The sequence below is a fragment of the Mesorhizobium sp. CA6 genome, assembly GCF_020165035.1.
Classification (GTDB): Bacteria; Pseudomonadota; Alphaproteobacteria; order Rhizobiales; family Rhizobiaceae; genus Mesorhizobium.
The window spans coordinates 309206-334124 of record NZ_JAIUHI010000001.1 but is presented as its reverse complement, the minus strand read 5'-3'; the positions used below and the strand labels follow the sequence as shown (position 1 = coordinate 334124).

Annotated in this window: 31 protein-coding genes; 15 read left to right on the top strand and 16 right to left on the bottom strand. The window is 62.9% G+C overall.

The genetic code is table 11. The features are described from left to right. Positions 1 to 29 precede the first annotated feature (29 nt). Genes LB526_RS01505 through LB526_RS01495 form a run of 3 tightly spaced genes read right to left on the bottom strand, consistent with a single transcriptional unit; the run spans position 30 to position 3501 of the window. Positions 30 to 1010, bottom strand: coding sequence for an ABC transporter substrate-binding protein (locus tag LB526_RS01505; RefSeq protein WP_224625809.1), 981 nt, complete (start codon positions 1008 to 1010; stop codon positions 30 to 32). 58 nt (positions 1011 to 1068) lie between these two features. Continuing rightward, entirely contained in the window at positions 1069 to 2730 is a 1662-nt protein-coding gene (locus LB526_RS01500) for a GMC family oxidoreductase (protein WP_224625808.1), read from the bottom strand. A 24-nt stretch (positions 2731 to 2754) separates the two neighbouring features. Further along, positions 2755 to 3501 (bottom strand): FCD domain-containing protein, encoded by a 747-nt coding sequence (locus LB526_RS01495; protein ID WP_224523269.1) that lies wholly within the window; start codon positions 3499 to 3501, stop codon positions 2755 to 2757. A 157-nt stretch (positions 3502 to 3658) separates the two neighbouring features. On the opposite strand from LB526_RS01495, the gene LB526_RS01490 reads away from it, so the two are divergent. Then, positions 3659 to 4759 (top strand): mandelate racemase/muconate lactonizing enzyme family protein, encoded by a 1101-nt coding sequence (locus LB526_RS01490; protein WP_224523267.1) that lies wholly within the window; start codon positions 3659 to 3661, stop codon positions 4757 to 4759. A gap of 360 nt (positions 4760 to 5119) precedes the next feature. Beyond that, complete coding sequence (locus LB526_RS29745) at positions 5120 to 5374, top strand: DUF6894 family protein (RefSeq protein WP_411966950.1); 255 nt, start codon at positions 5120 to 5122, stop codon at positions 5372 to 5374. 59 nt (positions 5375 to 5433) lie between these two features. Here LB526_RS29745 and pqqE read toward each other — a convergent pair whose 3' ends face one another. The 7 genes from pqqE to LB526_RS01450 all read right to left on the bottom strand — a co-directional run bounded on the left by pqqE (position 5434) and on the right by LB526_RS01450 (position 9827). Continuing rightward, a complete protein-coding gene (gene pqqE / locus LB526_RS01480; RefSeq protein WP_224625806.1) occupies positions 5434 to 6570 on the bottom strand; it encodes a pyrroloquinoline quinone biosynthesis protein PqqE in 1137 nt (378 codons plus the stop codon). After that, positions 6567 to 6863 carry a pyrroloquinoline quinone biosynthesis peptide chaperone PqqD gene (pqqD, locus tag LB526_RS01475; protein WP_224625805.1) on the bottom strand — a complete coding sequence of 99 codons (297 nt, stop codon included), beginning with the start codon at positions 6861 to 6863 and terminating at the stop codon, positions 6567 to 6569. The genes pqqE and pqqD overlap by 4 nt, the downstream gene beginning before the upstream one ends. Continuing rightward, positions 6860 to 7618 carry a pyrroloquinoline-quinone synthase PqqC gene (gene pqqC / locus LB526_RS01470; protein WP_224625804.1) on the bottom strand — a complete coding sequence of 253 codons (759 nt, stop codon included), beginning with the start codon at positions 7616 to 7618 and terminating at the stop codon, positions 6860 to 6862. Before pqqC ends, pqqD begins: the two co-directional genes overlap by 4 nt. Further along, complete coding sequence (gene pqqB / locus LB526_RS01465; RefSeq protein WP_224523355.1) at positions 7615 to 8553, bottom strand: pyrroloquinoline quinone biosynthesis protein PqqB; 939 nt, start codon at positions 8551 to 8553, stop codon at positions 7615 to 7617. Before pqqB ends, pqqC begins: the two co-directional genes overlap by 4 nt. Before the next feature lie 126 nt (positions 8554 to 8679). Further along, positions 8680 to 8775: a pyrroloquinoline quinone precursor peptide PqqA gene (locus LB526_RS01460; RefSeq protein ID WP_108702850.1), complete on the bottom strand. Its 96-nt coding sequence runs from the start codon at positions 8773 to 8775 to the stop codon at positions 8680 to 8682. A gap of 59 nt (positions 8776 to 8834) precedes the next feature. Beyond that, positions 8835 to 9353 (bottom strand): ferritin-like domain-containing protein, encoded by a 519-nt coding sequence (locus tag LB526_RS01455; RefSeq protein ID WP_224625803.1) that lies wholly within the window; start codon positions 9351 to 9353, stop codon positions 8835 to 8837. 144 nt (positions 9354 to 9497) lie between these two features. Beyond that, on the bottom strand, positions 9498 to 9827 hold the full coding sequence (locus tag LB526_RS01450) for a low affinity iron permease family protein (protein ID WP_224523243.1): 330 nt from the start codon (positions 9825 to 9827) through the stop codon (positions 9498 to 9500). 236 nt (positions 9828 to 10063) lie between these two features. Here LB526_RS01450 and LB526_RS01445 point away from each other — a divergent pair, with 236 nt between their 5' ends. The 13 genes from LB526_RS01445 (at position 10064) to LB526_RS01385 (ending at position 19725) form a co-directional block, all read left to right on the top strand. Continuing rightward, positions 10064 to 10390: a DUF768 domain-containing protein gene (locus tag LB526_RS01445; RefSeq protein ID WP_095768527.1), complete on the top strand. Its 327-nt coding sequence runs from the start codon at positions 10064 to 10066 to the stop codon at positions 10388 to 10390. 433 nt (positions 10391 to 10823) lie between these two features. Continuing rightward, on the top strand, positions 10824 to 11069 hold the full coding sequence (locus LB526_RS01440; protein WP_095768528.1) for a hypothetical protein: 246 nt from the start codon (positions 10824 to 10826) through the stop codon (positions 11067 to 11069). Between the two features lie 57 nt (positions 11070 to 11126). Then, positions 11127 to 12107 carry an alpha/beta fold hydrolase gene (locus tag LB526_RS01435; protein WP_224523241.1) on the top strand — a complete coding sequence of 327 codons (981 nt, stop codon included), beginning with the start codon at positions 11127 to 11129 and terminating at the stop codon, positions 12105 to 12107. A gap of 242 nt (positions 12108 to 12349) precedes the next feature. Then, on the top strand, positions 12350 to 12781 hold the full coding sequence (locus LB526_RS01430) for a hypothetical protein (RefSeq protein WP_224523238.1): 432 nt from the start codon (positions 12350 to 12352) through the stop codon (positions 12779 to 12781). Further along, positions 12778 to 13233, top strand: a complete 456-nt coding sequence (locus LB526_RS01425; RefSeq protein ID WP_224523236.1) for a hypothetical protein — start codon at positions 12778 to 12780, stop codon at positions 13231 to 13233. The genes LB526_RS01430 and LB526_RS01425 overlap by 4 nt, the downstream gene beginning before the upstream one ends. Before the next feature lie 161 nt (positions 13234 to 13394). Beyond that, positions 13395 to 14009 carry a hypothetical protein gene (locus LB526_RS01420; RefSeq protein ID WP_224523234.1) on the top strand — a complete coding sequence of 205 codons (615 nt, stop codon included), beginning with the start codon at positions 13395 to 13397 and terminating at the stop codon, positions 14007 to 14009. Then, the gene (locus LB526_RS01415; protein WP_095768531.1) at positions 14006 to 14398 is read left to right on the top strand and encodes a phage holin family protein; all 393 of its coding nucleotides are present in this window, start codon (positions 14006 to 14008) and stop codon (positions 14396 to 14398) included. The genes LB526_RS01420 and LB526_RS01415 overlap by 4 nt, the downstream gene beginning before the upstream one ends. Continuing rightward, positions 14395 to 15261 (top strand): DUF3618 domain-containing protein, encoded by an 867-nt coding sequence (locus LB526_RS01410; protein ID WP_224523233.1) that lies wholly within the window; start codon positions 14395 to 14397, stop codon positions 15259 to 15261. The genes LB526_RS01415 and LB526_RS01410 overlap by 4 nt, the downstream gene beginning before the upstream one ends. A gap of 75 nt (positions 15262 to 15336) precedes the next feature. Beyond that, the gene (locus LB526_RS01405; protein WP_224625802.1) at positions 15337 to 15846 is read left to right on the top strand and encodes a ferritin-like domain-containing protein; all 510 of its coding nucleotides are present in this window, start codon (positions 15337 to 15339) and stop codon (positions 15844 to 15846) included. A 210-nt stretch (positions 15847 to 16056) separates the two neighbouring features. Then, entirely contained in the window at positions 16057 to 17250 is a 1194-nt protein-coding gene (locus tag LB526_RS01400) for an ABC transporter substrate-binding protein (protein WP_224523232.1), read from the top strand. Continuing rightward, complete coding sequence (locus tag LB526_RS01395; protein WP_224523231.1) at positions 17238 to 18200, top strand: PQQ-dependent catabolism-associated beta-propeller protein; 963 nt, start codon at positions 17238 to 17240, stop codon at positions 18198 to 18200. Before LB526_RS01400 ends, LB526_RS01395 begins: the two co-directional genes overlap by 13 nt. After that, a complete protein-coding gene (locus tag LB526_RS01390; protein ID WP_224523230.1) occupies positions 18197 to 18922 on the top strand; it encodes an ABC transporter ATP-binding protein in 726 nt (241 codons plus the stop codon). The genes LB526_RS01395 and LB526_RS01390 overlap by 4 nt, the downstream gene beginning before the upstream one ends. Beyond that, on the top strand, positions 18919 to 19725 hold the full coding sequence (locus tag LB526_RS01385) for an ABC transporter permease (protein WP_224523229.1): 807 nt from the start codon (positions 18919 to 18921) through the stop codon (positions 19723 to 19725). The genes LB526_RS01390 and LB526_RS01385 overlap by 4 nt, the downstream gene beginning before the upstream one ends. Here the strand turns inward: LB526_RS01385 and LB526_RS01380 are convergent, their stop codons facing one another. From LB526_RS01380 to coxB, 6 genes are read right to left on the bottom strand one after another with little or no spacing between them, the layout of a single operon-like run. Further along, entirely contained in the window at positions 19726 to 20142 is a 417-nt protein-coding gene (locus tag LB526_RS01380; RefSeq protein WP_224510172.1) for a c-type cytochrome, read from the bottom strand. Next, positions 20123 to 21001 carry a cytochrome c oxidase assembly protein gene (locus LB526_RS01375; RefSeq protein WP_224523228.1) on the bottom strand — a complete coding sequence of 293 codons (879 nt, stop codon included), beginning with the start codon at positions 20999 to 21001 and terminating at the stop codon, positions 20123 to 20125. Before LB526_RS01375 ends, LB526_RS01380 begins: the two co-directional genes overlap by 20 nt. Further along, positions 20998 to 21339 carry a hypothetical protein gene (locus LB526_RS01370; protein WP_095768540.1) on the bottom strand — a complete coding sequence of 114 codons (342 nt, stop codon included), beginning with the start codon at positions 21337 to 21339 and terminating at the stop codon, positions 20998 to 21000. The genes LB526_RS01375 and LB526_RS01370 overlap by 4 nt, the downstream gene beginning before the upstream one ends. Before the next feature lies 1 nt (position 21340). After that, the gene (locus LB526_RS01365) at positions 21341 to 21946 is read right to left on the bottom strand and encodes a heme-copper oxidase subunit III (protein ID WP_224625801.1); all 606 of its coding nucleotides are present in this window, start codon (positions 21944 to 21946) and stop codon (positions 21341 to 21343) included. Beyond that, complete coding sequence (ctaD, locus tag LB526_RS01360; protein ID WP_224625800.1) at positions 21943 to 23919, bottom strand: cytochrome c oxidase subunit I; 1977 nt, start codon at positions 23917 to 23919, stop codon at positions 21943 to 21945. The genes LB526_RS01365 and ctaD overlap by 4 nt, the downstream gene beginning before the upstream one ends. Continuing rightward, entirely contained in the window at positions 23916 to 24899 is a 984-nt protein-coding gene (gene coxB / locus LB526_RS01355) for a cytochrome c oxidase subunit II (RefSeq protein WP_224625925.1), read from the bottom strand. Before coxB ends, ctaD begins: the two co-directional genes overlap by 4 nt. Between the last annotated feature and the right edge of the window lie 20 nt (positions 24900 to 24919).

Genomic DNA, 24919 nt, shown 5'->3' with positions numbered 1-24919 from the left:
AGGCGGGGAGGCGCCTTTATCCAGACAACTCAGAACGCCGTACTGATCTTATCCTTTGCGTTCGTGCCATCGTAGAAGTCGTCGTCGTTCTTGATGAAGGGCGGGATTTGCTTCCCCGCGGCATAGTCAGCCATCGTGGCGAAAGCCTTCGGTCCGAAAAGCGGGCTGCAGCCGCAGATGGCGCCGATCTTGCCATCGACGATTGCTTGCACGCCGTCCTTTTCGCCGTCGATCGAGACGATCAGCACATCTTTTCCGGGCGTCTTGCCGGCGGCCTCCAGAGCTGCGATCGCGCCGAGCGCCATCTCGTCATTATGGGCATAGATGATATCGGCTTCAGGATGCGCCTGCAGCAACGTCTCGGCCACCTGCCGGCCCTTGTCGCGAGCGAAGTCACCCGACTGTGAGGCGACAATCTTGAATTCCGAGTGCTTGGCTATGATGTCGTCAAACCCCTTCTTGCGGTCGTTGGCTGGCGAGGAACCGGTGGTGCCTTCCAGCTCGATGATCTTCGATTTTCCATTGGCGTTCTTCACCACCCATTCTGCAATGCGGTTACCCTCGTTGATGAAGTCGGAACCGATGAAGGTGACGTAATCCTGGCCAGGCTTGGCCATCGTGTGATCCACATCGCGGTCGATGAGGAAGACCGGGATGCCGGCATCGCGCGCGGCCAGGATGACCGGCACCAACGGCTTGTCCTCGCGGGGAGGCAGGAAAATCGCGTCGACGCCCTGCGCGATCATGGAGTTTACGTCGGAGGCCTGCTTGGCCGAGGATCCGGCGGCATCAGTATAAACGAGCTGATGGCCGAGCTTTGCAGCCTCATCCTGCATGCTTTTGGTTTCCGCTAGCCGCCATGGATTGTTGCTCTCGGTCTGGGCGAAGCCAACTTTATACTTGTCTTTCTTGGCAAGTGGCGGGAGCGCGGCGAAGGCGCGTGTAGCGAGGGTAAGAGCGGCTACGCCGACGGCGGAGCCTACCAACAATTTCCGACGGGTAATGATCATGCTTTCCTCCTTGGTTGTCGCGTTTTGACGCCGTTGAATATTCCTCGCCTATGGCGGGCTAGGTCAGCTCGCTTGCAGACTCCGCCCTCGATTGAGTCACTGCGCCCGCTTCCAAAATGAAATCGGCGCAGCGGTCGCCCAGCATCATGGCGGGTGCAGCCGTGTTGCCGGCGTTGATGTTAGGGCACACCGACATGTCGGCAACGCGCAGGTTCTCTATCCCGCGCACCCGCATGGCCGCGTCCAGAACGGCCATTCGATCGCTGTCCGGGCCCATGCGGCAGGTGCCGGCCGGATGGTAATTCGTTTTGACGAAGCGCTTGCAGTGCCTTTCGAGCGCCGCGTCGCTGAGGTCGTCTTCCCGGGGGACGGCTACAGCCTTGACGCGGTCCGCCAGTGGCTTCGCGTGGAATGCCTTCAGGAAATAGCGCTGGCCGGCAATCATCTGCTTCATGTCGTCTTGATGTTTGAGCAGGTGCGGAGAGACGACCGGCATGTCGTTCGGATCTGCCGAACGCAGCTTCACGAAGCCACGGGACTTCGGCTTGACGACCACGGTCGTCACAGTGAGGCCGTAGGTATTCTCGACCAGGGTCAGGACATCGCGGTCCAGGTACACATGGGGCACGCAAAAAGCCTGGATCGTCGGTTCGCCGTCCGGGTCGGTCGGATTGACAAAAGCCCCGGCCTCGACCCCAGCCGAAAGGATGGTGCCGGCGCCGAAAAGCTTGAAGTGCAGGCCGTTCTTGATCATCCGCCAACCCTGGCCCTGCTTGAAGTAGCCATACGGGCCGTTTGCTGTGGCAATGATCGGCACTTCCGGATGGTCGATCAGGTTCTGGCCGACGCCTGGAAGGTCGACGACGCAGGCAATGTCATGTCTGGAAAGTTCCTCGGCTGGGCCAATACCTGACAGCATAAGGAGTTGCGGCGATACCAGCGCGCCCGACGAGACGATCACGTCGCCGTCCGCATAGGCCTCGTGCTCGGTTCCCGATTGGTCAGTGTAGATTACACCCTTTGCGCGCTCGTTCTGGATCAGCAACTGCCTCGCGGCAGAATTCAGCCTCAGCGTCAGCCTGGGATCCTTAGCCAATGGCTCGATAAACGCATAGGCAGCGCTGCTGCGCTTCCCGCGCCGGTTCATGAACTGATAGAAGCCCACTCCGCGTTGCGACGGCCCGTTGAAGTCATGATTGTAGGGCAGTCCGAGCCGTTGGACCGCCTGTACAAACCAACGCGAAACATCATCAATGTGACCGGGGTCGGAGACAAGCAACGGTCCTTCGCTGCCATGCAACTCGCCGCCGAGGCGGTTGTTGCCTTCCATGCCCGTGAAGTGGGGCAGCACCGCCTGCCAGTTCCAGCGGATGCCGGCATTGTTGCCGCGCAGCAACTCATCCCATTCGTCATAGTCCGAGGCACGGCCGCGCATGTAGACCTGGGCGTTGACCGAGGTGCCGCCGCCCAGCACGTTGCCTTGCGAGATTTCGTGTTGACGTCCATCCAGATGCTGCTGCGGCTCGGTGCGGTAATAGCGCATGAACTTCGAGCCATTGATCATCTTGAAGATCCCCGGCGGCATATCGAGCAGCGGGTGGTGATGCGAATGCCCAGCTTCGAGAAGCAGGACCCGCCGTCCTGCCCTCACCAGCCGCGCCGCGACCACGCAACCCGCTGCTCCGCCGCCCACCACGATATGATCGTAAGTCTGCGTCATTCTCGCCGGTCCTCCCTCCGGCCCTCACGACATTTCAAATGTGCCACGGACATACTCCCAAGCCGCGGAAAGATGATTGAGCAGCGCCCGCTCGGCGCCATCCGGATCTCGCTCGATGATCGCCATGCAGATTTCGCGGTGGCTCAGGAAATTGATGCGGTTGCGCTCGGGCGATCGGGGCATGCGCATCCAATGCGGCGACAGCCACGCGGTGAAGGCCTTGTGCACTGCGGGCATCACCGGGTTGCGCGTGATCTGGTAGAGCACGGCGTGAAATCCTACGTCGGTGGCATAGAATTTTTCCGAATCCGGTATCGCCGCCTCGTTCATCTCGAGCGCTGATCTGAGCGTGGCCACGTCGTCCTTGCGCGCATGGATGGCGGCGTTGCGCGCAAGAGCGGCTTCAAGAAAGACCCGGGTATCGTAAAGGTTTTTCACTCCCGCCTGAGCGCTTAGCAGGTGGCCGACAACACCTTCCAAAGCGCCGAGCGCCGCGTCCAGCCCCGGCCGGCGGACCACTGGGCGAAAGCGTGGACGCGCTTCGATAAGACCGCGGCTTGCCAGGCGAGCGACCGCTTCACGCACCACGCCGCGGCCAACCCCGTACTCGGCCATCAACTCGCGCTCGGCCGGCAGGAAGCTGCCATCACCGAGCTTGCCGGAGACGATATCCGCTTCGATTCCAATCACCATGGCGTCTGCCGCGCGAGCAGCTCCGCTCGTGGCCCGCGTTCCAAGATGCTGTGGTGTACTTAACAAGCCGTCCTCCACTTCACGCAGTCATTAATGCGCAGATCGGACCAAAGCACAAGGTCCAGCGAGTTATCATCGGACCAAAAGCGCGGTGGATCACCGATCTGGTTGCGATCAGCCCGATAGAGTGCAATTATGGTATGACGAAAATAGGCCAGACGACGAGAGCCTCGCAATGGGCGATACAATAATCACGGACGTAGAGGTTCGGCTTTTCCGGGTGCCGCTGCGTGAAGTAATGACCGACGCCAAGCATGGTGCTCACACGCATTTTGAGCTGGTGACAGCGACCCTGAGGCTGGCGGACGGCAGCGAAGGGACTGGTTACACCTACACTGGAGGTAAAGGTGGGCATGCGATCGGAGCCATGATCGTGCACGATCTGGCGCCGTTCCTGAAAGGACGGGACGCGACCGACATCGAGGCGCTCCATGATGGGATGCTATGGCACATCCATTATGTTGGACGCGGCGGCATCGCGTCCTTTGCGATTTCTGCGCTCGACATAGCGCTCTGGGATCTGCAGGGCCGGCGCATCGGCCGGCCACTCTGGGAAATGGCAGGCAGGGCCGGCAAGACAGCCAAGGCATATCGCGGCGGCATCGACCTGAACTTCTCCCTCGATCAGTTGCTGGCGAGCATCGACTCCTATCTCGCCGCCGGGTTCAATGCTGTGAAGATCAAGGTCGGCAAAGACGACCTCGCGGAGGATGTCGCCCGAGTTAAGGCGATCCGCGAGCGCATCGGGCCGCACACCCCGTTCATGGTGGACGCCAATTACGCGCTCGACATTCATCGGGCGATCGAAGCGGCGAAAGCATTCGCGCCTTACGAGCTGCTCTGGTTCGAGGAGCCCATCATACCGGACGATTACCAGGGCTACGCTGCCATTGCCGAGGCGACGGGCATGCCGCTGGCCATGGGCGAGAACCTGCATGTGATCGAGGAGTTCGAGCATGCCTTCGCGTGGTCGAAGCTATCCTACATCCAACCAGACGCGTCGAACTGTGGCGGCATCACAGGCTGGTTGCGGGTCGCCGAGCTTGCGCGCAAGGCTGGAATTCCGGTGTGCAGCCACGGCATGCAGGAACTACATGTCAGTTTGGTCGCAGGCCAATCAAACGCTGGTTGGGTGGAGGCGCACAGTTTCGACATCGACCTGTACACCACTCGTCCGCTCAGGCTGCAGGATGGGCTGGCAGTCGCCCCAGACGAGCCAGGCATTGGTGTCAGCTTTGACTGGCGTAAGCTGGATGGCTTTGAGGAGAGGGTCTAAGCCAGATCGGTAACGGACCGACCTGGCCCGAAAGAGCCAGCTTGCCGAGCGGACCAGCCACGGTCGCTTCAAAGCGTCGAGAGGCTATCGCGCTGGAAAAGGAGCGCGCCGCGAATAAGCAGCACCCGCCGAACGGCGAGTGGGGGGTCCACGGCGGCCGGTCAAGTGATCTCCCGGCAGAGGCGAATGACATATCGCTATTGGGCTGTCGCAGGCGAAGCGGAGCACCTGGCCAATGAAGCAAATGTCCGACTGCTACTACGCGCAAGGTATCAACTTTTTTGCGAGACCTCGTCCCTCTGCTCATTGCGATCACTCAAATTTAAATGCGCTGGCATCCGAAGTGCTCACAATGGCTGAATGCCACGGTACGTTTTCGAAGTTACGAGAAACGGGCAGCGATTTGCCGATGCGTGGGTTGAACTGGACAGCCTGCGCGACATGCGACGAGAAGCGCTTAAGACGCTGCACGACATCGCCGTCGACGAAATGGCTGAGAGCGACCTCGATGAGACCCTGGCGATCTCGGTCCATGATGAAACCGGCAGGGCGATATATTCAGCAACTCTCACGGTCTCACAATCGTTGCCGCTCTTGCACCTGGTTGGCCGGTGAGAAGCGTCATAGGACGTTGCGTCGAAGTGGTCCGCCGCCGAACATTCTTGGGTGGGCCGTCATCGGGGGCCATGATCAGTGCGCGCGTCACGTGGGGTTGTGGCGCCGATCCGCCGGAAAATGAAGCTTTCATTTCCCTCCGGCGCTGCCTGCGCGGCGTCGGTCAGCATCGCCATTCGCTTGTGGATCGGCGACTTGATGCACACCGGATCTGTTGCAGCGGCATCGCCGACAATCGCCAACGTCTGGCATCTGCAGCCGCCCCAATCGATCTCACGCCGCTCGCAGCTTCGGCACGGCTCCTGCATCCAGTCGGTGCCGCGGAAGGCGTTGAATGCCGGTGAGTCGGTCCAGATTTCGGCGAGCCTGCGGTCTCCGAAGCGCTCGAAGCGCAGCGAGGGAATGGTCTGGGCGGCATGGCACGGCAACACGGTGCCGTCGGGCGCCACCATCAAGGCGTCGCGCGCCCAGCCCCCCATGCATGGCTTGGGATACACGGCAAAATAATCCGGCGTGACGAAATCGATGTTCATGATGCCGGCGAGCCTTTCGCGCGCCGCCGTGACGATGTCCGCTTGCCGGTTGACCGCCGCCAGGTCGGGCATCAGCCTGTCGCGGTTGGCGAGCGCCCAACCGGCATATTGGACATTGGCGATCTCCAGCCGCTCCGCATCCAAGGAGAGGGCGAGATCGATGAATTCCGGCACTTCCTCGATGTTGTGACGATGGACCGGCGCGTTGATGGTGAGGGGCAGCCCGGCCGCGCGGGCGCGGCGTGCCGTCTCCAGCTTCTTCTCGTGGCTGCCCCGGTGGTTGCCGATACGGTCGGTGGTCGCCGGACGGGCGCCCTGGAAGCTTAGTTGCAGGTGGTCGAGACCGGCTTCGGCAAAGGCCTCGATGCGGCCCTCGGCAATGCCGACGCCGGCGGTGATGAGGTTGGTGTAGACGCCGCGCGCCGAAAGCCCGGCGATCAATTGCTCGAGGTCGCGACGCAGCGTCGGCTCGCCGCCGGAAAGATGCACCTGCAGGACACCGAGATCGGCGGCCTGCGAGAACAGATCGAGCCAGGTCTGCGTGTCGAGCTCGTGGTTGGCCTTCAGCAGCTCGAGCGGATTGGAGCAATAAGGGCACTGCAGCGGGCAGCGATGCGTCAGTTCCGCCAGCATGCCGATCGGAGGCAGGAGGGGCGCACTCATAGCTTCACCAAAAGCTTGTCCGACCATTCCTGCAGGAAGGCGATGACGTCGGCCGCCACGTCCTCCGGATCCGCGTCATAGTCGGCCGCAAGATCGGCAACGATGCGCTCGACGATGGACCGGCCGTCGCAGCGGCGCAGTATGTCGAGACTGATCTCGTTCGGCCAGAATACCTTTTCCGGCGAAAGCACCGCGAAGGCCTGCCGCACGGGATCGTACTGGATGCGCACATACCTGGGCAGTGATGGCGCCGACCGCAACGACACGATGGCTCTTTCCCGTAGTGCCGTCATGGCGCCGCCTCCGGGCGGAAGGCACCGGGCGGTATGTTTCCCGGCGCGCCATAGGCATGCTGAAGGGCATCGAGCATGGCCCAGAGTATGTCGCATTTGAACACCAGCGCATCGATCGCCTGCTGCTGGCGCTCGGCCGTGTCGGCATGGGCGAGCACATAGGCAAGGGCGAAGTCGGCGTCGCGCGCCGCCTGTTCGGGCCGCTGGCTAAAATAGGCCAGCGTGTCCTCGGTGATGTAGTCGTATCTGGCCAGCATCGCCGGTACTCGCTCGCCGATGATGGTCGGCGAGAACATCTCGGTCAGCGATGACGCGACCGCCTCGAGCAGCGTATGGTTCGTGCAGAAGGAAAGATAGGCGCCGACGGCGAAACGGGTCGCCGGCAGCGCCAGCCTTTGGCTCTTGACCGCTTCGGCATCGAGTCCAAGCGAGGTCGCCAGGTGAAGCCAGCGCGCGATGCCGCCGCTCCGGCCGTCCTGGCCGTCATGGTCCTCGATGCGCTTGCGCCAGGCGGCACGGAACTCCGGATCCTCGGCATGCGCGAGGATCATGGCGTCCTTGCGCGGAATGACGGCCTGGTAGCAATAGCGGTTCAGAGCCCAGGCCTGCATCTCTGCCTTCGACAGGGCGCCCCCGGTCATTCTGTGATGGAAAGGATGGCGGTTATGATAGCGCTCGTCGCCGACCTGCCGCAGCACGCCCTCGAGTTCGCTCTTGGACAGTCCGCCTCGGGCCGCGTCGTGGAAATCGCTCACAATTCAAGCTCCATGCCATCGCTGGCGACTTCCCAGCCAGCCGCCTTGACCGCCGCGTGTTCGGCGGAATTCTCGTCCAGAACAGGATTGGTGTTGTTGATATGGATGAAGATACGGCGACCGATCTTCACATCGGCCAGGCCGGCGATAGAACCTGCTTCTCCGGACATTGCGATGTGCCCCATGCGCGCGCCGGTTTTCTGGCCGACGCCGGCCGTGATCATCTCGTCGTCCGTGTAGACGGTGCCGTCGAACAGAAGGCAGGCAGCACCGGCCAGGCGCGCGCGCAGCGCGGCATCGATGCGCGCGCAGCCCGGAATGTAAAAAACCGCGCCGCGACCGCCGGTCTCGCTGATGCGGACGCCGATCGTGTCGCCGGTGTCCGAGCTGAAATCGGCGGCGGGATCGCCTCTTTGCTCGAGGTAGAGCGCTATCTTGCCCGGCACCGGAAAGCTGCGGACGATCACGCCGGTCGGGTGGCCGTCCGCGCCGCAGATAGCCATCTCCTGTGTCGGCGCCAAGAGACGCCGTGGCACGATCGCCGGATCAAGGACATTGAAGATCGAATTGGCCGCCAGTGTCGCGAGCACCTGCGCGGTCGCATAGATCGCGAAAGGCTGCCGCTCACGCAGGCTGAGCAGGCCGGCGATATGGTCCACGTCGGCATTGGTCAGCACCACCGCGCGGATAGGCGTCGAGCGCAGCGGTGCATCGGCCGCGGGCTGCAGCTCGGACGCTTGCGCAATCTGCTGGCGGATGTCGGGCGACGCGTTGAAGAGGACCCAACCTGTCCCATCCGCCGATACGGCGATGGATGATTGGGTTCGCGAACGCACGCCGGGCATGCCCCTGCGAGCCGCGCGGCTCAGGCGGCAATTGCAATTCCACTGCGGAAAGCCGCCTCCCGCCGCCGATCCGACGATCTTCACGCGCATGGCAATGCATGCCCAGCGGGCCAACTGACCGGCGCCACTTTTACGGCTGCGGTCGATTTGCGTCCGCGTCTTCTGATATCGCAAAGAATTGCATGCCCCGTCGAGCAGGGCATGCAAATTCACGGGCTACTTTTTCGGCCGGATTTCAGCAGGCAGATATCGCGATATCTCGAAGCCCGCCGCCACCTGACACATGGTTGGTTTCTTCCAGGTCTTCTTCATCGAGTTCTCCTTCTGCAACCATAAGATCGACGGCCGTTAGGGCCAAGTGGTCCACTTTGCTAGGCCGCCTGCAAAGCACGTTGATTGGCGTCGCTCTCGCCAAGAGCGTTGAGCGCCTCGTCGGTTGCCGATTCTTCCTTCAACGTTTGTCGGAGCAGCGGAAGAGCATCCTTGAGACCGAGCTGTTCGGCCCATGCGATCAGCGTGCCGTAGCGCGCGATTTCATAGTGCTCGACCGCTTGCGCGGCGCCAACCAGCCCTGCGTCAAGCGCCGGCTCGTCCTTGTACTCTTCGAGGATTTCCGAGCCCTCCTCGATCATGCCGTCGATAGCAGGGCAGGTCTTGCCCCTGGCCGGCTTGCCGAGCATGTCGAAGACTTGTTCCAGGCGGTCCACCTGGTCTTCAGTTTCCTTGAGGTGCTTTTCGAAAGCGGCGCTTATCTTTTCGGACTGTGCTGCTTTCGCCAGCTTTGGCAAAGCCTTCAGGATCTTTTTTTCAGCGTAATAAATGTCTTTTAGTCCGTCCAGGAACAGGCTTTCCAAGCCGTTCGAAGTCGCGGACGAAGCTTTTTTCGGCATCTTAGGTCCTCCTTGGGTGTAGGGATGCGCCTGCGGCACTCTTCCTAATCCGCCCGGAGACCCGAAGTTCCGACAAGAGTGTCATCATCGCTGGCGCCGTGCTCACAACGACTTAGCTCCGAAGGCAGTCCGGTTGAGGAGACGTCAACTTCCGCCTCGTCCGACATCGCGCATCCGCTCGATTTCCTCCGGCTCTTTGTCGTCCATTCCGGCGATCTCGTTGCGAGCCTTGGCGTTCGCCTTGATCAGCTCATCGAGTTTCGCCTGCAATGCTTGGGTGTCGCGATGCTCGGCCCTTTGAATAAACAGCGTCATTGCCCAGGTGATCAGCGTCGCGGCGCCGTGCCAGTCAAGTGTCTCCCGCTCGAAGACGTACCAAGCAAGAGTGTAGCCGCCCAAAATCAAAAAGGCCGCCGGTCGGGACGTCAGTGTGCCGACTTTGGTCAGCGCTTCTCGAAGCTGCAATGTTGCCATGCCTGCGAACGGCTGAGCGCAATCCGGGTTCCCGCTGGATACGTTGGGCTGGAACCTAGCTCGAGGCGGGAACGTCCCCCTCGTTTCAAGCGCTCTCGCCGTGGAAAGCCATCGAGTGTCTCCTCAGAGTGTTCAAGCTCCCCACCGTGCAGCGATCCGTCCATTCCCCGCCGTTTCGGATTTACGGAACATCGGCGTCATCGTCCAGTTATCTCGCGTCGAGGAGGAGGTGCTCCATGAACGCGACAAAGGAATTCCTGCGAAGCTGGCTGGAAGAGAATGTCGGCAACTTGCCGACCGACACCGAGATCAGCGTTGCGATGCTGGCGCAGCAATTCGAGCAAGACGCCGATGCCGCCGGCTACGGTCGCGAGGTGCGCGAGCAGGAGGTGGGCAACATTGAGGACGCGATCCAACGTGCACTAGACAAAGCCGGCGAGGAAAACAGAGGGTCGGAATCCAGTGCTGATCACGAGAATTCGCTGGCGCCTGTCATCGATGCCCTGGAAGATGTCGAGCCTGAACAGGATGATGCCGAGGGCTCCGGCAAGCCGGCTGTCTAGTCTAGCGGTTCTCCTTGGTCAGCGTCGAAATTACCGCGTCCAGAACCGTCTTTGGGCAAGTCTCTCCTTCGCGCAGCGCTTCGAACAGGGAGGTCACCAAGCTTTCCAGCGTTCCGCCGTGATCCTTCGACAGTTTCGAAGCTGCCTGCGTTAGCGCTTCGAATTCCAAAAGACTGAGTTAAGAGTGGCGCGTCATGGTTCCTTCCTCGCGAGGCGGACGCAGGACGCAACCGGACGCTTGCCGCACTCGTAGAAGTGCAGCGGTTCAGCCTCAACCACATTTGTTGCAAGAGGCTGTTGCTTCTCCCGGCTGCGGAGCAGTAACGAGGTCGATCCCGCTGCCCACGGAACAAAGGCCGGCCACAGAGGTTTGGCCGGCTTCCAACCTGCCCGGAAGTCAGCAGACATCCGATGAAAGCGGAGAAGGTGCTCAATGACGAAGCCCCGCCAAAACGACGATCCCGCGCGATCAACCCCAAGCAGCGATCGGACCGGCCAGCAAACAGGAGCGGACAGGGATTCGCCGCAGGAAGATCCGGTTGAAGGCTCGCGCAAGATTGTGGATCGCGAGCTCGCCCGGCAAAAGCCGTCGGCCGGGGCTGATAAGAAGGAGGCCGAGCAGAGCCTGCGCGACCAAGTCGAGGAAGAGACCGAGCTGCCTCAGAAAGGGTCGGCCTGATAGCGAGCAGGGCGGCTGTAAAGTCGCCTGCTCCGCCACACCGCCTGATTTCCAACGATGACGGCAAAGTTCAGGAAGAACCTGCTTCTGTTGCTTGCGGCGGCAGCGGTTGGCTTGTCCCTGTACAATGGCCAGCTTGCGCGACGGGCGTTGGCCGCACGTCCGCTCGGGCGCTTCATCCATCTCCGGGGAACGAAGCTGCATTTCCTGGAGGCGGGCAATGGGCAACCGCTTCTGCTGTTGCACGGCAATGGCGCCTCGGCGGAAGACTTCACGACAAGCGGCATCTTCGGCAGAGCCGCCGCCAGATATCGCGTACTTGCCTTCGACAGGCCCGGCTTCGGCATGAGTCCACGCCCGGCCGGCAGACCTTGGACCGCAGCTGCCCAGGCCGACGTCATCGATGCCGCGGTCGCGAAACTCGGCATCGGGCGCTACATGGTTGTCGGCCATTCCTGGGGTGCAGCGGTGGCGCTCGAGATGGCGCGTCGGCATCGCCGGTCGGTAGCTGGCGTCGTTGTCGTCGCCGGCTATCATTACCCGTCGCCGAGACTGGCCCTTGCCATCTCCGCGCTGCCGGCGGTTCCACTTCTCGGGACGGTGCTGCGCCACGCTTTGCTGCCTTCGCTGGTCAGGCTGAACTGGCATTGGGCGATGAAGCAGATTTTTCATCCGGCAACGGTCGCGATGCCTTTTGCGGCGATGACAAGAGGATTGGCGAGCCGGCCCTCGCAGCTGCGCTCCATATCCGCTGAATCCTTTCTGATGCTGGTATCGGCACTCTTCCCAAATCGCCGATATGCCGACATCGCCGTCCCTGTCGGGATAATTGCCGGCGCGGGCGACCAGCTGTTCGATGCCAAGGCCGAGGCGCTGCGGCTGCAATCAGAGATAAGCCACTCGCTCGTAGAAATCGTTTTGGATGCGGGACATATGGTGCATCAAAGCAATCCGCAGGTGATCCTAGCGATGATCGACAAGGTTGCGGCTCTTGCCAACATTGGTGACATGGCGAAGCAACCGGCTCGCACGACATGATTAGGTGCGCGGTCCGCGGAACAGAGTAATACGGCCGAGATTCGGCTGGCTTCCAACGGAGAACCAGCTACGCATTTTACCGACAAAGAAATTGCAATTCCCGGTCAGGATGGAAAAGCCGAACCCGATCTTCGCGCGCGCCCTGCAACAGGCAATCGGCGGCGCAAAACCCGAACACGGAGGAACTTTCGCGTGGCTGCGGCTTGATCTTCGGGATTTGATGCGATTGCAGCGAGGGGAAGATGTTGCGCACCGTTGCCCGGCCGAGCCGGGCCTTCCTGCCCCTGCTGGCGCTGGCGCTTGCCTCTTGCTCCTCGTCTGAAACGATTGACCAGCAATCGAAGCTTGCGGCCTCGACGGCGCAGGCGGCAGTGCTGGTGAGCGGCGCCTGGCTCTCCGGCGCCGCGCCGTCCCATTATGCGTCCTCTGCATTGCAAACCTTCGCCGAGACACTCGCCGCCGGCCGGCAAGTGGAATCGGCGTCTCCCTCCGACCGGGGAAAGCGAGATTCGTTGGTAGCGGCTGTTACCCGGCTGTCGAATGCGGCAAGGCGGGCCAAGGACGCGGTCGAGGCCGAACAGGATGCCCAGGTCGGTCAGGCGCAACAGGAGCTTCGGGCCGCGCAAGGCGATCTCGCTGTGGCCTATCGCCAGTATTTTGCGCAGCAGCAATGAAGAAGCTGCTTGAAATTTCACTCGGTGTCGTGACCAGCGTCGGCGGCTTCCTGGAGGTCGGCTCGATGGCGACGGCGGCGCAGGCCGGTGCATTGTTCGGCTACCAGCTCATCTGGGCGAGGATGGGGACTGTAAATTTCGAGCATCTTGCCGGCAGGCCCGTATTCTCCGAGCGCGGCAGGAGCATCGGCTATATCGAAGAGATCGTCGCGGAGCGGGACGGCGACGACCTCGTCGCCACCGAATTTCATGTCGGCATCTTCGCCGCATTGGAGCGCTTGTCCGCTTCGACTGTCGGCGCTGCATTGCTCGACTTCTTCGCGCTGAGGCGCCGCGAGGGCCTTTATCGCATTCCCTGGGACAAGATCGAAATTTCCGATCCGACACGCCCCAGGCTGCTTTGCCCAGACGAGAAGCTTGCCGCTTTGAAGGCAAAGCCCATGGGCAAATGAGAACTCGCTAAAAAGCTGCTCGTCCAGGGGAACATCGTAGCCGGCAGGAAGTTCGAACTAAATCGAGGAGGCTGCACCATGAACAGTGTCATCTATCTCATTGGTCTGATCGTCGTCGTGCTGGCAGTGCTTTCCTTCCTCGGCTTTCACTAGGAGGCACCATGCAGCGCGAGAATGATCGGGGCCCTGAGTCCGCCGACTTTGCCAAAGCCAAGGACGAAGTTTCCGACCGAATCCGGCAAGAAACGCAAAGCGCCGGCGAAGCTCTCCACGATGCCGGCGACGAGGTCGCCCGCAGGGCTGGAGCGTATGCCGCCGAAGCCCAGCAGGCCGTCTCCGAAAAAGCGGAGCAGACGCAGCGCGATATCGGATCGAGCCTGGCCGCTTTCGGCGGCGCCCTGCGCGCCGCGAGCGATCACTTGGCTAACAGCGACCAGAGTGCGGCCTCGAAGTTCATGCAGGAGGCCGCAAGCGGGCTGGAGCGGCTGTCCTCCTCGTTGAGGGAGAAGCCGTTCGGACAAGTGCTCGAAGACGTTCAGTCCTTTGGCCGCGAGAATCCTGGAGCGCTTCTTGCCGGTTCGGTTTTGGCGGGATTGGCACTCGGCCGCTTCATGAAGGCTTCGCCGCCCGGCACGCGCCGCCCGACGCAGGCCGCAGCCAAGTCTGGACATTCCGGACAAACCGGCCTGGGAAGGAGTGCACGACGGGATAGCGCTCCCTCAAATTGGGGTTCCGACGGCGGCATACCCGGCAAGGCAGCGGAGCTGAAGAAATGAGCACTCACGATAATCCAAGTCTCGGCACATTGGTCGCCGATCTGGCGCAACAGGTGAGCACGCTCGTGCAAACGGAGGCGAGGCTCCTAAGAGCGGAGATCTCGGAGAACGCGACCAAGGCTGGCGCAGGCGCCGTCGAGGTGCTGGGCGGCGCGATATGTCTGCTCGCTGCGCTGCTGGTTTTGTTGCAGGCGCTCGTTATCGCTCTGGCCCGCCTTGGTCTGGGCGCCGGGTGGTCCGCTTTGCTCGTGGGCGTGGTCGTGGCCGTGCTTGGCGTGATCCTGTTGCGGACCGGCATGGCGAGCATGGCGCCTTCCGAGCTCGCGCCGGACCGTACACAGGAACAGCTCAAGCGTGACGTGAACGTGATCAAGGAACAAGCGAGATGACCGAGAGATCCGCAGCAGAGCTCGAACGCGAAGCGGAAGCCACGCGCGCAAGAGTGGTGGCGACCGCAGACTCCATTCGCGACAAGATGACCCCAGGGCAGCTCTTTGACGAATTCACCGGGCATTTCAGAGGCGGCGCGGGCTCCGAAATGCTTCACAACCTGAAGGCCCAGGTTCGGGACAATCCATTGCCGCTGACGGTGATCGGCGCGGGCCTGGCCTGGCTGATGTTGGGCAGTGGTGCCTCCGCCACCCCGGCTGGTACCGATGGTGTGACGCGGCGCGGTCTTGGCCTCGATCATGGAGCGTTCGGCGCTGGAATGGGTTCGACCGCCTCGGATGCGGCAGGCGCTGTCGCCGAAGCGGCCAGCGGGGCGGCCGGAACTGTCTCGGGAATGGCTAACGAAGCCGCCGGCACAGTGTCGAACGTGGCAAGCAGCGCAGCCGACACACTGGCGAGCTCGGCGGCGGCTGCGGCCGATATGGCAACAAGTGCCAGCCGCTCGGCACATAGTCTGCTTGAGGACCAGCCTCTCGCAGTGGCTGCCGTCGGCCTCGCCATCGGAGCTGCCATCGGCGCCATGCTGCCGCACACAGAGGTCGAGGACGAGCGATTGGGCACCTATCGCGAGAGGCTTCGGGATAGTGCCGAAGACACTTTGAAAGAAGGCCTCGACACCGCAACGCAAGTCGCGGCGGAAGCCTACCAGTCGGCAAGCGACGAAGCCGAGCGGCAGGCATCGAGCGAGGGCACGCTGGCCGACAAGGTCGGCGGGGTCGTCAAAGCCGCGGCCGACAAGGCCGACGAATCGGTGCGCGAGAAACTTTCCGATTCCGACGCGTCCTCGTCCGGGAAATCGTAGCCGCTTTTTCAACACTCAAGGAACAATGCGCGCCTCCCTCGGTTCGGGCGGCGTCAGATAGATGGAGACACCGCAATGGCTGAATCGCGCGAATGGCTTGTCCAATGGCTGAGGGACGCTCACGCCATGGAGGAACAGGCAGAGACGATGCTGTCGGGGCAATTGAGCCGGATTGAGAGCTACCCTGAACTCAGCGAGCGAATTCGCAGCCATCTGGAAGAGACGAAAGAGCAGGCGAGGCGGCTGAAAACCTGCCTAGATGGCCTCGATGAAGGTTCCTCCATGTCGAAAGACGCAGGCGGCAAGCTGACCGCTACAGCGCAGTCGATCAGCGGCGTCTTCGCCGGCGACGAAGTCATGAAAGGCTCTCTGGCGAGCTACACGTTCGAGCACATGGAAATCGCGTCCTATACGATCCTCATCGCCGCGGCCAACGCCGCGGGCGAGGCTGAGATTGCCCGTGTTTGCGAACAGAACCTGCGCGAAGAAGAAGCCATGGCCGAGTGGCTGAAGAGCAACCTGCCGCAAGTCACGCAAAAGTTCCTGACGCGGGCGGACGCCGACAGCGACAGCGCGAAACGCTGACTTGGGACAGACCACTGCCAGGAACAATCCGCATTTCCAGCTGTTAGGGTCGCGGTCGGTCCTCCCTCTACCGGTCGAAGGCGGGGCCCGCCCCGATGGTTGAATGGGGCGGGCCCGGTTGGCATGAATCCAGGAACATTCCTTCTTTCAAAACATTAGGGTCGCTCCCATCCTGGAGTGCCCATGCCGATATTGAACATCCGACTTGGCTTGCCCGACCTGAGCCGGATGCGGCTGGCGCTGACGTTTCTCATGCTGCTCGCCATCGCCCTGCCCGGTCTGGCCGAGCCGCAGACGTTGGTGATCGGCTATCTCGGCGAACAGCGCAAACCACCTCTGCCCCTCGGGCCGCTGGACGAGGTCGTCACCGACGACGGCCTGCAAGGTGCCCGGCTCGGCATCGCCGACGATGCCAGCACCGGCCGCTTTCTCGGCCAGCAATTCCGGTTGCAGCAAGTCATCCTCAAGCCCGGCGAGACGCCAGCCGAAGCAATCAAGGAATTCGCCGCCGCCCGCATCAGCTTTGTGGTTGCCGATCTGGATGCCCTCCAATTGCTGCAGGCGAGCGCAGCTCCTGGCGCCGAGCGGATGACGCTGTTCAACAGCCGCGCGCCCGATGATCGCCTGCGTCAGGAGGATTGCCGCAAGAACGTGCTGCATACAATTCCGAGCCACGCCATGCTCGCCGACGCCTTGGCGCAATATCTGATCTGGAAACGCTGGCAGCACTGGTTCCTGCTGGTCGGCCCGCATCCGCAGGATCAGGCGATGGCGGCTGCCTTCCGGCGCGCCGCGACGCGCTTCGGAGCGGAAATCACCGTCGACCAGCCCTGGACGTTCCGGCCCGCCAATGGCCGCGCGGACACGGGGCACGTCACGCTGCAGACCGAGATCCCGGCCGCCACGCAAGTCAGCGACTATGATGTTCTGGTTGCTGCCGATGAAGCGGATGAATTCGGCGCCTATCTCGAGGGGCGCACCGCTCTTCCGAGGCCGGTGGCCGGGACGCAAGGGCTGGTCGCAACCGGCTGGAGTGCGGTCAACGAGGAGTGGGGCGCCACGCAGCTCCAGGATCGCTTCCACAAGCTCGCCGGGCGCTGGATGCTGCCCAGCGACTACGCCGCCTGGCTTGCCGTCAGAAGCATTGGCGAGGCGGCAACGCGGCTGCACAGTCTCGATCCGACCGCGATCGGAAACTATCTGCGCAGCGACGATTTCCTTCTCGCCGGCTTCAAGGGACAGGGGCTGAGTTTCCGTCAGTGGGACGGGCAGATGCGCCAGCCCATCCTTATCGCTGGTCCTCGCCTGATCGTCTCGAGCTCGCCACAGCCGGGCTTCCTGCACCAGCGTACGACGCTCGACACTCTGGGCATCGATCTGGAGGAGAGCACGTGCAAGTTCTGATCGCGCTCGTCCTTTCGATGTTGGTCCTCGCTCCTTCCGCCAGGGCAGAGACGATTTACGTTTCCAACGAGCAGGACAACACCGTCGCGGTCGTCGACGGGGCGACCATGACCCTTCAGGACACGATCGAAGTCGGCCGGCGTCCGCGCGGAATGGCGCTTTCGATCGACAAGAAGACGCTATTCGTTGCCGAAGGCGACGATAACCGCATCGATATGGTCGATCTCGCCAAGCGGCAGGTGGTCGGTCGATTGCCTTCCGGCGCCGATCCGGAATTCTTCATCGCCCACCCGGATGGCAAACGGCTCTTTGTGGCCAATGAGAACGACAATCTGGTTTCGGTCGTGGATATCGCGGCGGCCAAGGTTATCGGCACCGTCGATGTCGGGGTCGAGCCGGAAGGTATGGCGGTTAGTGCCGACGGCCGAACGGTCGCCTGCACCTCCGAGACCACGAGCATGGTTCATCTTATCGATGCCGCCACGCTCGAGCTCATCGACAATCTGCTCATCGACACGCGGCCGCGCGCGGCCGCGTTTTCGCCGGACGGCAAGCAATTGTGGGTGTCGTCCGAAATCCGCGGCACCGCCACGGTGTTCGACGCCGCGACGCGCGCTCAAACGGGCAAGATCGAGTTCGAGGTGCCGGGTATTCGGCGCGAGGGCGTGCAGGCGGTCGGTATCCTAATTTCGCGCGACGGCGATAACGCCTATGTAGCGCTCGGTCCGGCCAACAGGATTGCCGAGGTCGATACCAAGACACTGACGGTCCGGCGCCTCTACCTTGTCGGCCAGCGGCCATGGCATGTTGCGCTCTCGGACGACCAGAAGCGCCTGATCAGCGCCAACGGCAACTCCGGCGATATCTCCTTCATCGACCTGGAGAATCAGGAAGTGGTGAAATCGCTGCCGGTGGGGCGCGGCCCATGGAGCGTCGTGATCGGCCCATGAACGCCTTGTCGGTCGAGGATCTGGGCCACAGTTTCGGAAGCCGGCGGGTTCTCCAGGGGGTCTCGTTCGCTGTGGCTGAAGGGAGGATGTGCGTCCTGCTTGGACGCAACGGGGCCGGCAAGACGACTTTGTTCTCGCTGATCACTGGTCTCTATCACGCGCGGGCAGGAGCTGTGCATGTCTTTGGCCAGGCGATGGAGGCGAACCCATCCGCCACGCTCGCGCAAATGGGCATCGTTTTCCAACTGCCGACGCTCGATCTCGACCTGACGGTGGGGGAGAACCTGCGCTACCACGCGGCCCTGCACGGGCTTCCTACAGACCTGAGCAAGGAGCGCTCCAGGGAGGAACTCAGCCGCCTGGGAGTGCTGGACAGGATCGATCATCCCGCCCGCGCGCTGTCCGGCGGTCAGCGCCGACGCGTGGAGATCGCAAGGGCGCTGATGCATGGTCCGCGCCTGCTGCTGCTCGACGAGCCGACCGCCGGGCTCGACGTGCCGGGACGGCGCGCGCTCGAGCGGCATGTGAGAGAGCTTTGCCGCGAGCGCGGCATTGCCGTTGTGTGGGCGACGCATTTCCTCGAAGAAGTGGGAGCCGATGACGACATCGTCGTGCTGGATCGGGGCAGGGTGCGCTGGGCCGGTCGCGCTGATCGCATTTCTCCCGAGCTTGGGGTCGAAAGCATCGCGGAGGCATTCGCCTCGCTGACGGGGTCGCCATGAAGACGCATCACGCATTGCGGGCGCTCCACGGCATCTTGCAGCGGGAAATGCTGCGCACGCTGCGGCAGCGCGCGCGCCTGTTCTCCGCGATGGTCCGTCCGCTTGTCTGGCTGGCGATCTTCGCTGCCGGCTTCCGCTCGGTACTCGGCCTGTCGATCACGCCGCCTTACCAGACTTATGTCCTCTACGAGGTCTATGTTGTGCCCGGGCTGGTGGCCATGATGCTGCTGTTTCATGCCATGGCAAGCTCGCTGGCCATGGTCTACGACCGCGAGATGGGCAGCATGCGCCTGCTGCTGACGGCACCTTTGCCGCGCTGGTACCTGCTTGCCGCGCGCCTGCTGGCCAGCGTGATCGTCGGCCTGCCGCTGGTCTACCTGTTCCTCTTCGTGGCGCGCTTCTGGGACGTGCGGCCGCCGATCCTGGGCTATGTTGCCGTGTTTCCGGCGCTCGTGCTGTCGGGTCTGATGCTCGGTGCGTTCGGCCTATTGGTGTCCTCGATCTCCACCCAGATGGAGAACTTCGCCGGCGTGATGAACTTCGTCATTTTCCCGATGTTCTTTGCCTCGACGGCGCTCTATCCGATCTGGCGGCTCGCCGAAGCCGGCCCGGCGCTGGCGACGATCGCCGCCTGGAACCCATTCAGCTCGGCGGTCGAACTGATCCGCTTCGCGCTCTACCTGCGGTTCGATGTGGTTTCCATGCTCGTCGTTGTCGCCTGCCTTGGGGCATTCTTCCTGGCGGCGGTGGTCGGCTACGATCCAGGCCGCGGCTTGTGGTCCCGGCGCGGCGGCGAAGGCTGATTATCTGAGGGCATAGAGATAGGCCGCGATATCGCGGGCCTGCTGCTCGGTGATCCTTGTCGACGGCATGGCGGTGTGCGGGTTGATTTCCCTTGCCGACCGGATCCAGCGGATCAGGTTCTCCGGATTGTTCGCCAGCACGCCGCCGATATAGACACGGCCGGCTAGGCTGCCGTCGAGGCGCGGCCCGACCTGGCCTTGCGCTCCCGGCACGCCGGGAATCGTATGGCAGCCGGAACAGCCATTCGCGGTCATGATCGGAATGGCGCGTGCGCCCACGCCGCCGGTCGCCACATCCGACTCGTGCCGGACGCGCTCGCGCCGGTCGGTCCATAAGGCCGCCGCGCCGACTGCGGCGGCCAGCAGGAGGATCGCGGCAAGGGCGCCGCCGATCAGCCTAGCCAGGTCGGAGCGCATGCGTCGCCTCCCTGGTCCCACTGTTGCTTATCCAAAGGCCGGCGAGCAGCAAGGCCGCTCCGCCATAGATCAAGCCGGCCGGAACCCACATTACTAGCCCGGCGAGTTGCTGGTCCTCGACCGGGCTCAGGCCCCAGATCGCCGCGCCGGAGGCATTCGCCGGATACCAGAGTTTTGGCGATAGCAGCAACAGGACGCCGAGCAGGCCGGTATGCAGCGAGGTGAAGAAAAGATGCATGACGGAGCTGCCATAGGTTTGCCGTCGGCCGTAACGTGGCAGAAGCGCCCACCAGAACAGCAAGGCAGTGCCGAGGAAACTCGCATGCTGCGCGTAGTGCAACACCCCCTGCTGCAACGCTGCCTCGAACAGTGCCGGAATATGCCAGATCCAGATCGCGACCCCATGAAGCACCGTCGCGCTGAGCGGGCGCGCGGCGAGGGCCCAGAGCGCCTGCAGCACCTTGCCGTGGGTGAGCTTTCCCGTCCCTCTGCGAAGTGTGGCCGGCAATGCCCACATCAAGGCCGCGCCGGGGCAGGCGGCGACAAGGAGCGGCGCCGCTACGGCCATCAGCAACTCGTGCTCGATCATATGGGCTGAGAACACGCGCTCGCCGAGCGCGTGTATCGGGCTGACCAGCGCTCCCGTCAACACGCCCCAACCGGCCGCGAACAACAGAGCCTGTCGTAGCCGTTCCGGTCGGCCCCGGCCGCTGCGGCGCCATAGCCGGCTTGCGCCGAGCGCATAAATAAGCGCGAGCACTGCCAAGGGAAGCGTGATGGGAAACGCCAACGTCCATCCGGCCTCGGGCGCGCCGGCGCCATAGCAGATCGAGGTCGAAAAGAAGGCCTCGAGGCTCATCGCAGGCACTCGTCGAGGATAAGCGCGGCGCTGCCCTGCATGAGGATGACGAGGGCGAACAGCAGCGCCGCGAGCATGCCGAGATCGGCGACGAAACGCTCGGTGCTGCGCGTGCGCTCAGGCTTGAAGGCGGCGCCGCCTTGCCGCTTCGCCCGCCATGATAGCGCGCCGCCGAGCAGCGAAAACAGCGCGAGCAACAGCGCCACCGGGAGCACGACCTGAACCTGGCGATTGCACTGCCAGTGCACGAGCGAATAGTTCAGCTGCGTCGAGATTGCCCAGGCCAAAGGCCCCGACAACAAACCTCCCCAGGACGTGCCCAGCCGCAGCGCGCGCATCTCAGCCCCACCTCGGTAGCCAGTAGATGAGCAGGTAGATCGGAATCCACGTGAGGACCACGAAGTCCCAGTAGAAGACATTGTCGCCGACATCGCCGAAGCGCCGGCCGCTGTAGCCATGGTGCGTGAACATCAGCACGGTCAGAACGATCGTGTCGCCGACATCGGTGATCAGATGCGTGGTGTGGAGACCGAGCAGCACCCACAGCATCGAGCCGTAGGCGTTCGTGTCCCAGTAGATGTTCAGCGCGGGAAATTCGAACCAGCGCACGACGAGCGGCGCTATGCCGAGCAGCGACATCACCACCATGCCGATCCGCACCGGTCCGATAGCGCATTGCTTGGCGTAGCCGTTCAGTATGTGGTTGGGAATCAGGCTGGCGATGAGAAGCAGCGTCACGATCGTTCCCGGCCAATGGTTGGGCTGTGGAGCGCTTAGGCGCCAGTTGGGCCACAAGGTCGCGAGATAGAGATAGGCGCCGGCGGCCAGCGCAAAGCCCGTGCCCTCCAACGCCATGAAGCCAAGCGTGCCCCACCAGGTCGGGCTGCGCGGGCCATGTCCAAAGGTCGGGAGGGCGGAAAGATCCATGGCGGGGCGCTGGTTCATTCCTCGTCCTCCGGATCGCCCTTGGGCCAGAACCATCCGATCAAGGTGATGGCGATCGGCGCGGCGCCCCACACGATCGCCCAGGGCGTGAAGATCGAGTAGAGGAAAGTGCCGCCGACGGCGATCGCCGCCAGCAGCGGCCAGATCGACGGCGTCGCCGATTTCTCGCGGATGTCGGGATGGGCTTCCGCCACCGTCGAGACGACCAACTCGCGCACGTCGACGCGAAGCCCGGTCGCGACCGGGAGCGCCTCGCGTTCGGCCCAGAGCGGCTCGACATTCGTCACGATCGGAATGCGCGCGAAATTATAGCTGGGCGGCGGCGAGGACGTCGCCCATTCGAGCGTGCCGGCGTCCCAGGGACTGTCGCCGGCAGGCGTACCCCTCAATGCGCTGTGGACGAGGTTGAAGGCAAACAGCACGAAGCTCAGGAAGAAGAGCACCGCGCCGGCGCTGATGAAGAAATTGATGTTCCCCCAGCCGAGCTCGGCCGGATAGGTGTAGACCCTGCGCGGCATGCCCCACAGGCCGGCGATATGCATGGGGAAGAAGGCCGCGTTGAAGCCGACCATCGCCAGCCAGAAGTGCCAACGCCCGAGGCGCTCGCTCATCATGCGGCCGGTGACTTTGGGAAACCAGAAATAGGCAGCTCCGAGCAGCGGAAAGACCGAGCCGCCGATCAGCACGTAATGGAAGTGAGCGACGACGAAATAAGTGTCGTGCACCTGCAGATCGAGCGGCACGGAGGCAAGCATGACGCCAGTCAGTCCGCCGATGACGAAGGTGAAGAAGAAGCCGAAGACGAACAGCAGCGGCGTGCGGATCACGGGTCTGCTGTCCCAGAGAGTCGCCAGCCAGCAGAAGATCTGAACGCCGTTGGGGATTGCGATCATCATGCTCGAGGCGGTGAAGAAGCTGGCCCCCAGTTTCGGCAGCCCGGTCGCGAACATGTGGTGGACCCAGAGGCCGAACGATAGGAAACCGACCGCGATGAGCGACAGAACCAGCCCGAGATGACCGAAGGCCGGGCGCCGTGCGAAGGCGGGGATGATGGCGGACACCATTCCTGTCGCCGGCAGGAAGATGATGTAGACTTCGGGATGTCCGAAGAACCAGAAAAGATGCTGGAACAGCAGCGCGTCGCCGCCTTCCGCCGGGTTGAAGATATGCGTGCCGACGAGCCGGTCGAGGATGAGGAAGGTCGAGGTGACCATTACCGCCGGCATGGCGAAGACGACGACGAAGGACGTAACCAGCAATGCCCAGACGTAGAGCGGGATCTTGTCGAGCGACATGCCGGGTGCCCGCTGCTTGAACACGGTGACGATTGTCGCGACGGCGACCGCCAGGGATGATACCTCTGTATACGTGATCATCTGCGCCCAGACGTCTGCGCGCTTGCCTGGGCCGTATTCCGGCCCGGACAGCGGCACATAGGCGAACCAGCCGACATCCGGCGCCATCGAGAGGGCGAAGGACACCCAGGCGAAGAGGCCTCCTGAGACATAGACCCAATAGCTGAAGGCATTGAGGCGCGGAAAGGCGATGTTGCGGGTCCCGACCATCAACGGCACCAGATAGATGCCGGTCGCCTGGACGATGGGTACAGCGAACAGGAACATCATGGTGACGCCATGCATCGTGAACAGCTGGTTGTAGAGATCCGGCCCGATCAGGCCGCGCCGCGGGCCCGAGAGTTGGATGCGCATGACAACGGCGTTGAGGCCGCCCAAACACAGAAACAGGAACGCGGTGATCAGATAACGCCGTGCGATGACCTTGTGATCGACGCTCGACAGCGCGCCGATGATACCGGAAGGCGTGCGCCATGTCCGCGCCAGCCACCGATGCAGGCTGGTATCGTCCAAGCCGGTGTCGCGCGGCCCGTCGCGCTCGGGTGCAAGATCGCCTTTGGCCGACGCTTCGCGTTCGGGAGGCAGATCGCGTTCGCTGGTGAGATCCGCGCTGCTCATTTCAGCCCCTCGAGATAGGCGACGATGGCGTTGAGCTCGTCGCCGCTCAGATCGGCTACCGGCATGTGAGAACCCGGCTTGATGCCTTGCGGATCGGCTATCCAGGCGGCGAGATTGCCGCGGCTCATCGTCAATGTTCCGGCCGCAAGCGTTTGCCGGCTGGCTATATGCGTCAGGTCGGGAGCGACCGTTCCGCCTGCGGGGGTGCCGCCGACTTTGTGACACATGACGCAAGGGCGTTTCAGGAACAGGTCCTCGCCTGCCTTGGCCTCGTCGCTCATTGGAGCGGCGGCTGGTTGCAGCTGATCGTTCCACCAGGCGTCGAACTTTTCGCGCGGTTCGGCGATGATGAAGGTGCCCATGTTGGCGTGCTGCGCGCCGCAGAACTCGGCGCATTGGCCACGATAGACGCCCGGTTTATCGGCTTTGATGTCGAGCACGTTCATGTGGCCCGGAATGAGGTCGAGCTTGCCGGAAAGGCTCGGCACCCAGAAGGAGTGAATCACGTCGGTCGAGGTGATAAGAAGCCGCACCGGCTCGCCGGCTGGAATGTGGATCTCGTTCGCCGTCGTCAAGATGCGGCTCGGCGTAGCGTCCTCATAGCGCACCTCCCACCACCATTGGTGGCCGGTGATCCGAATGGTCAGCGCGGCGTCCGAGCCGATCGCGGCGAGCGTCCTGTTGGCGAAGAAGCTTAGCAGAGTGAGGCCGACCAGGATCACGGCGGTCAGCCCGACCGCGGTCAACACCACGCGCAGCTTGCGGTTGTCGGCATCGGCGTCGATTACAAGCGGCTCGGCGCGTTCTCGTGGACGCATCATCAATGGCAAGGCAAGGGCGATCATCACCAGCACCCACACCGCCGCGCACAGGCCGGTGAAGAACCAGATCAGCCATGCGAGCTCACTTGCCGCGGGACCTTTCGGGTCGAGCGCCGATTGCCAGCCAGCGCATCCCTGAAGAAACAGGGCGATTGCCATCGCGAACGCAATCGGGGCGA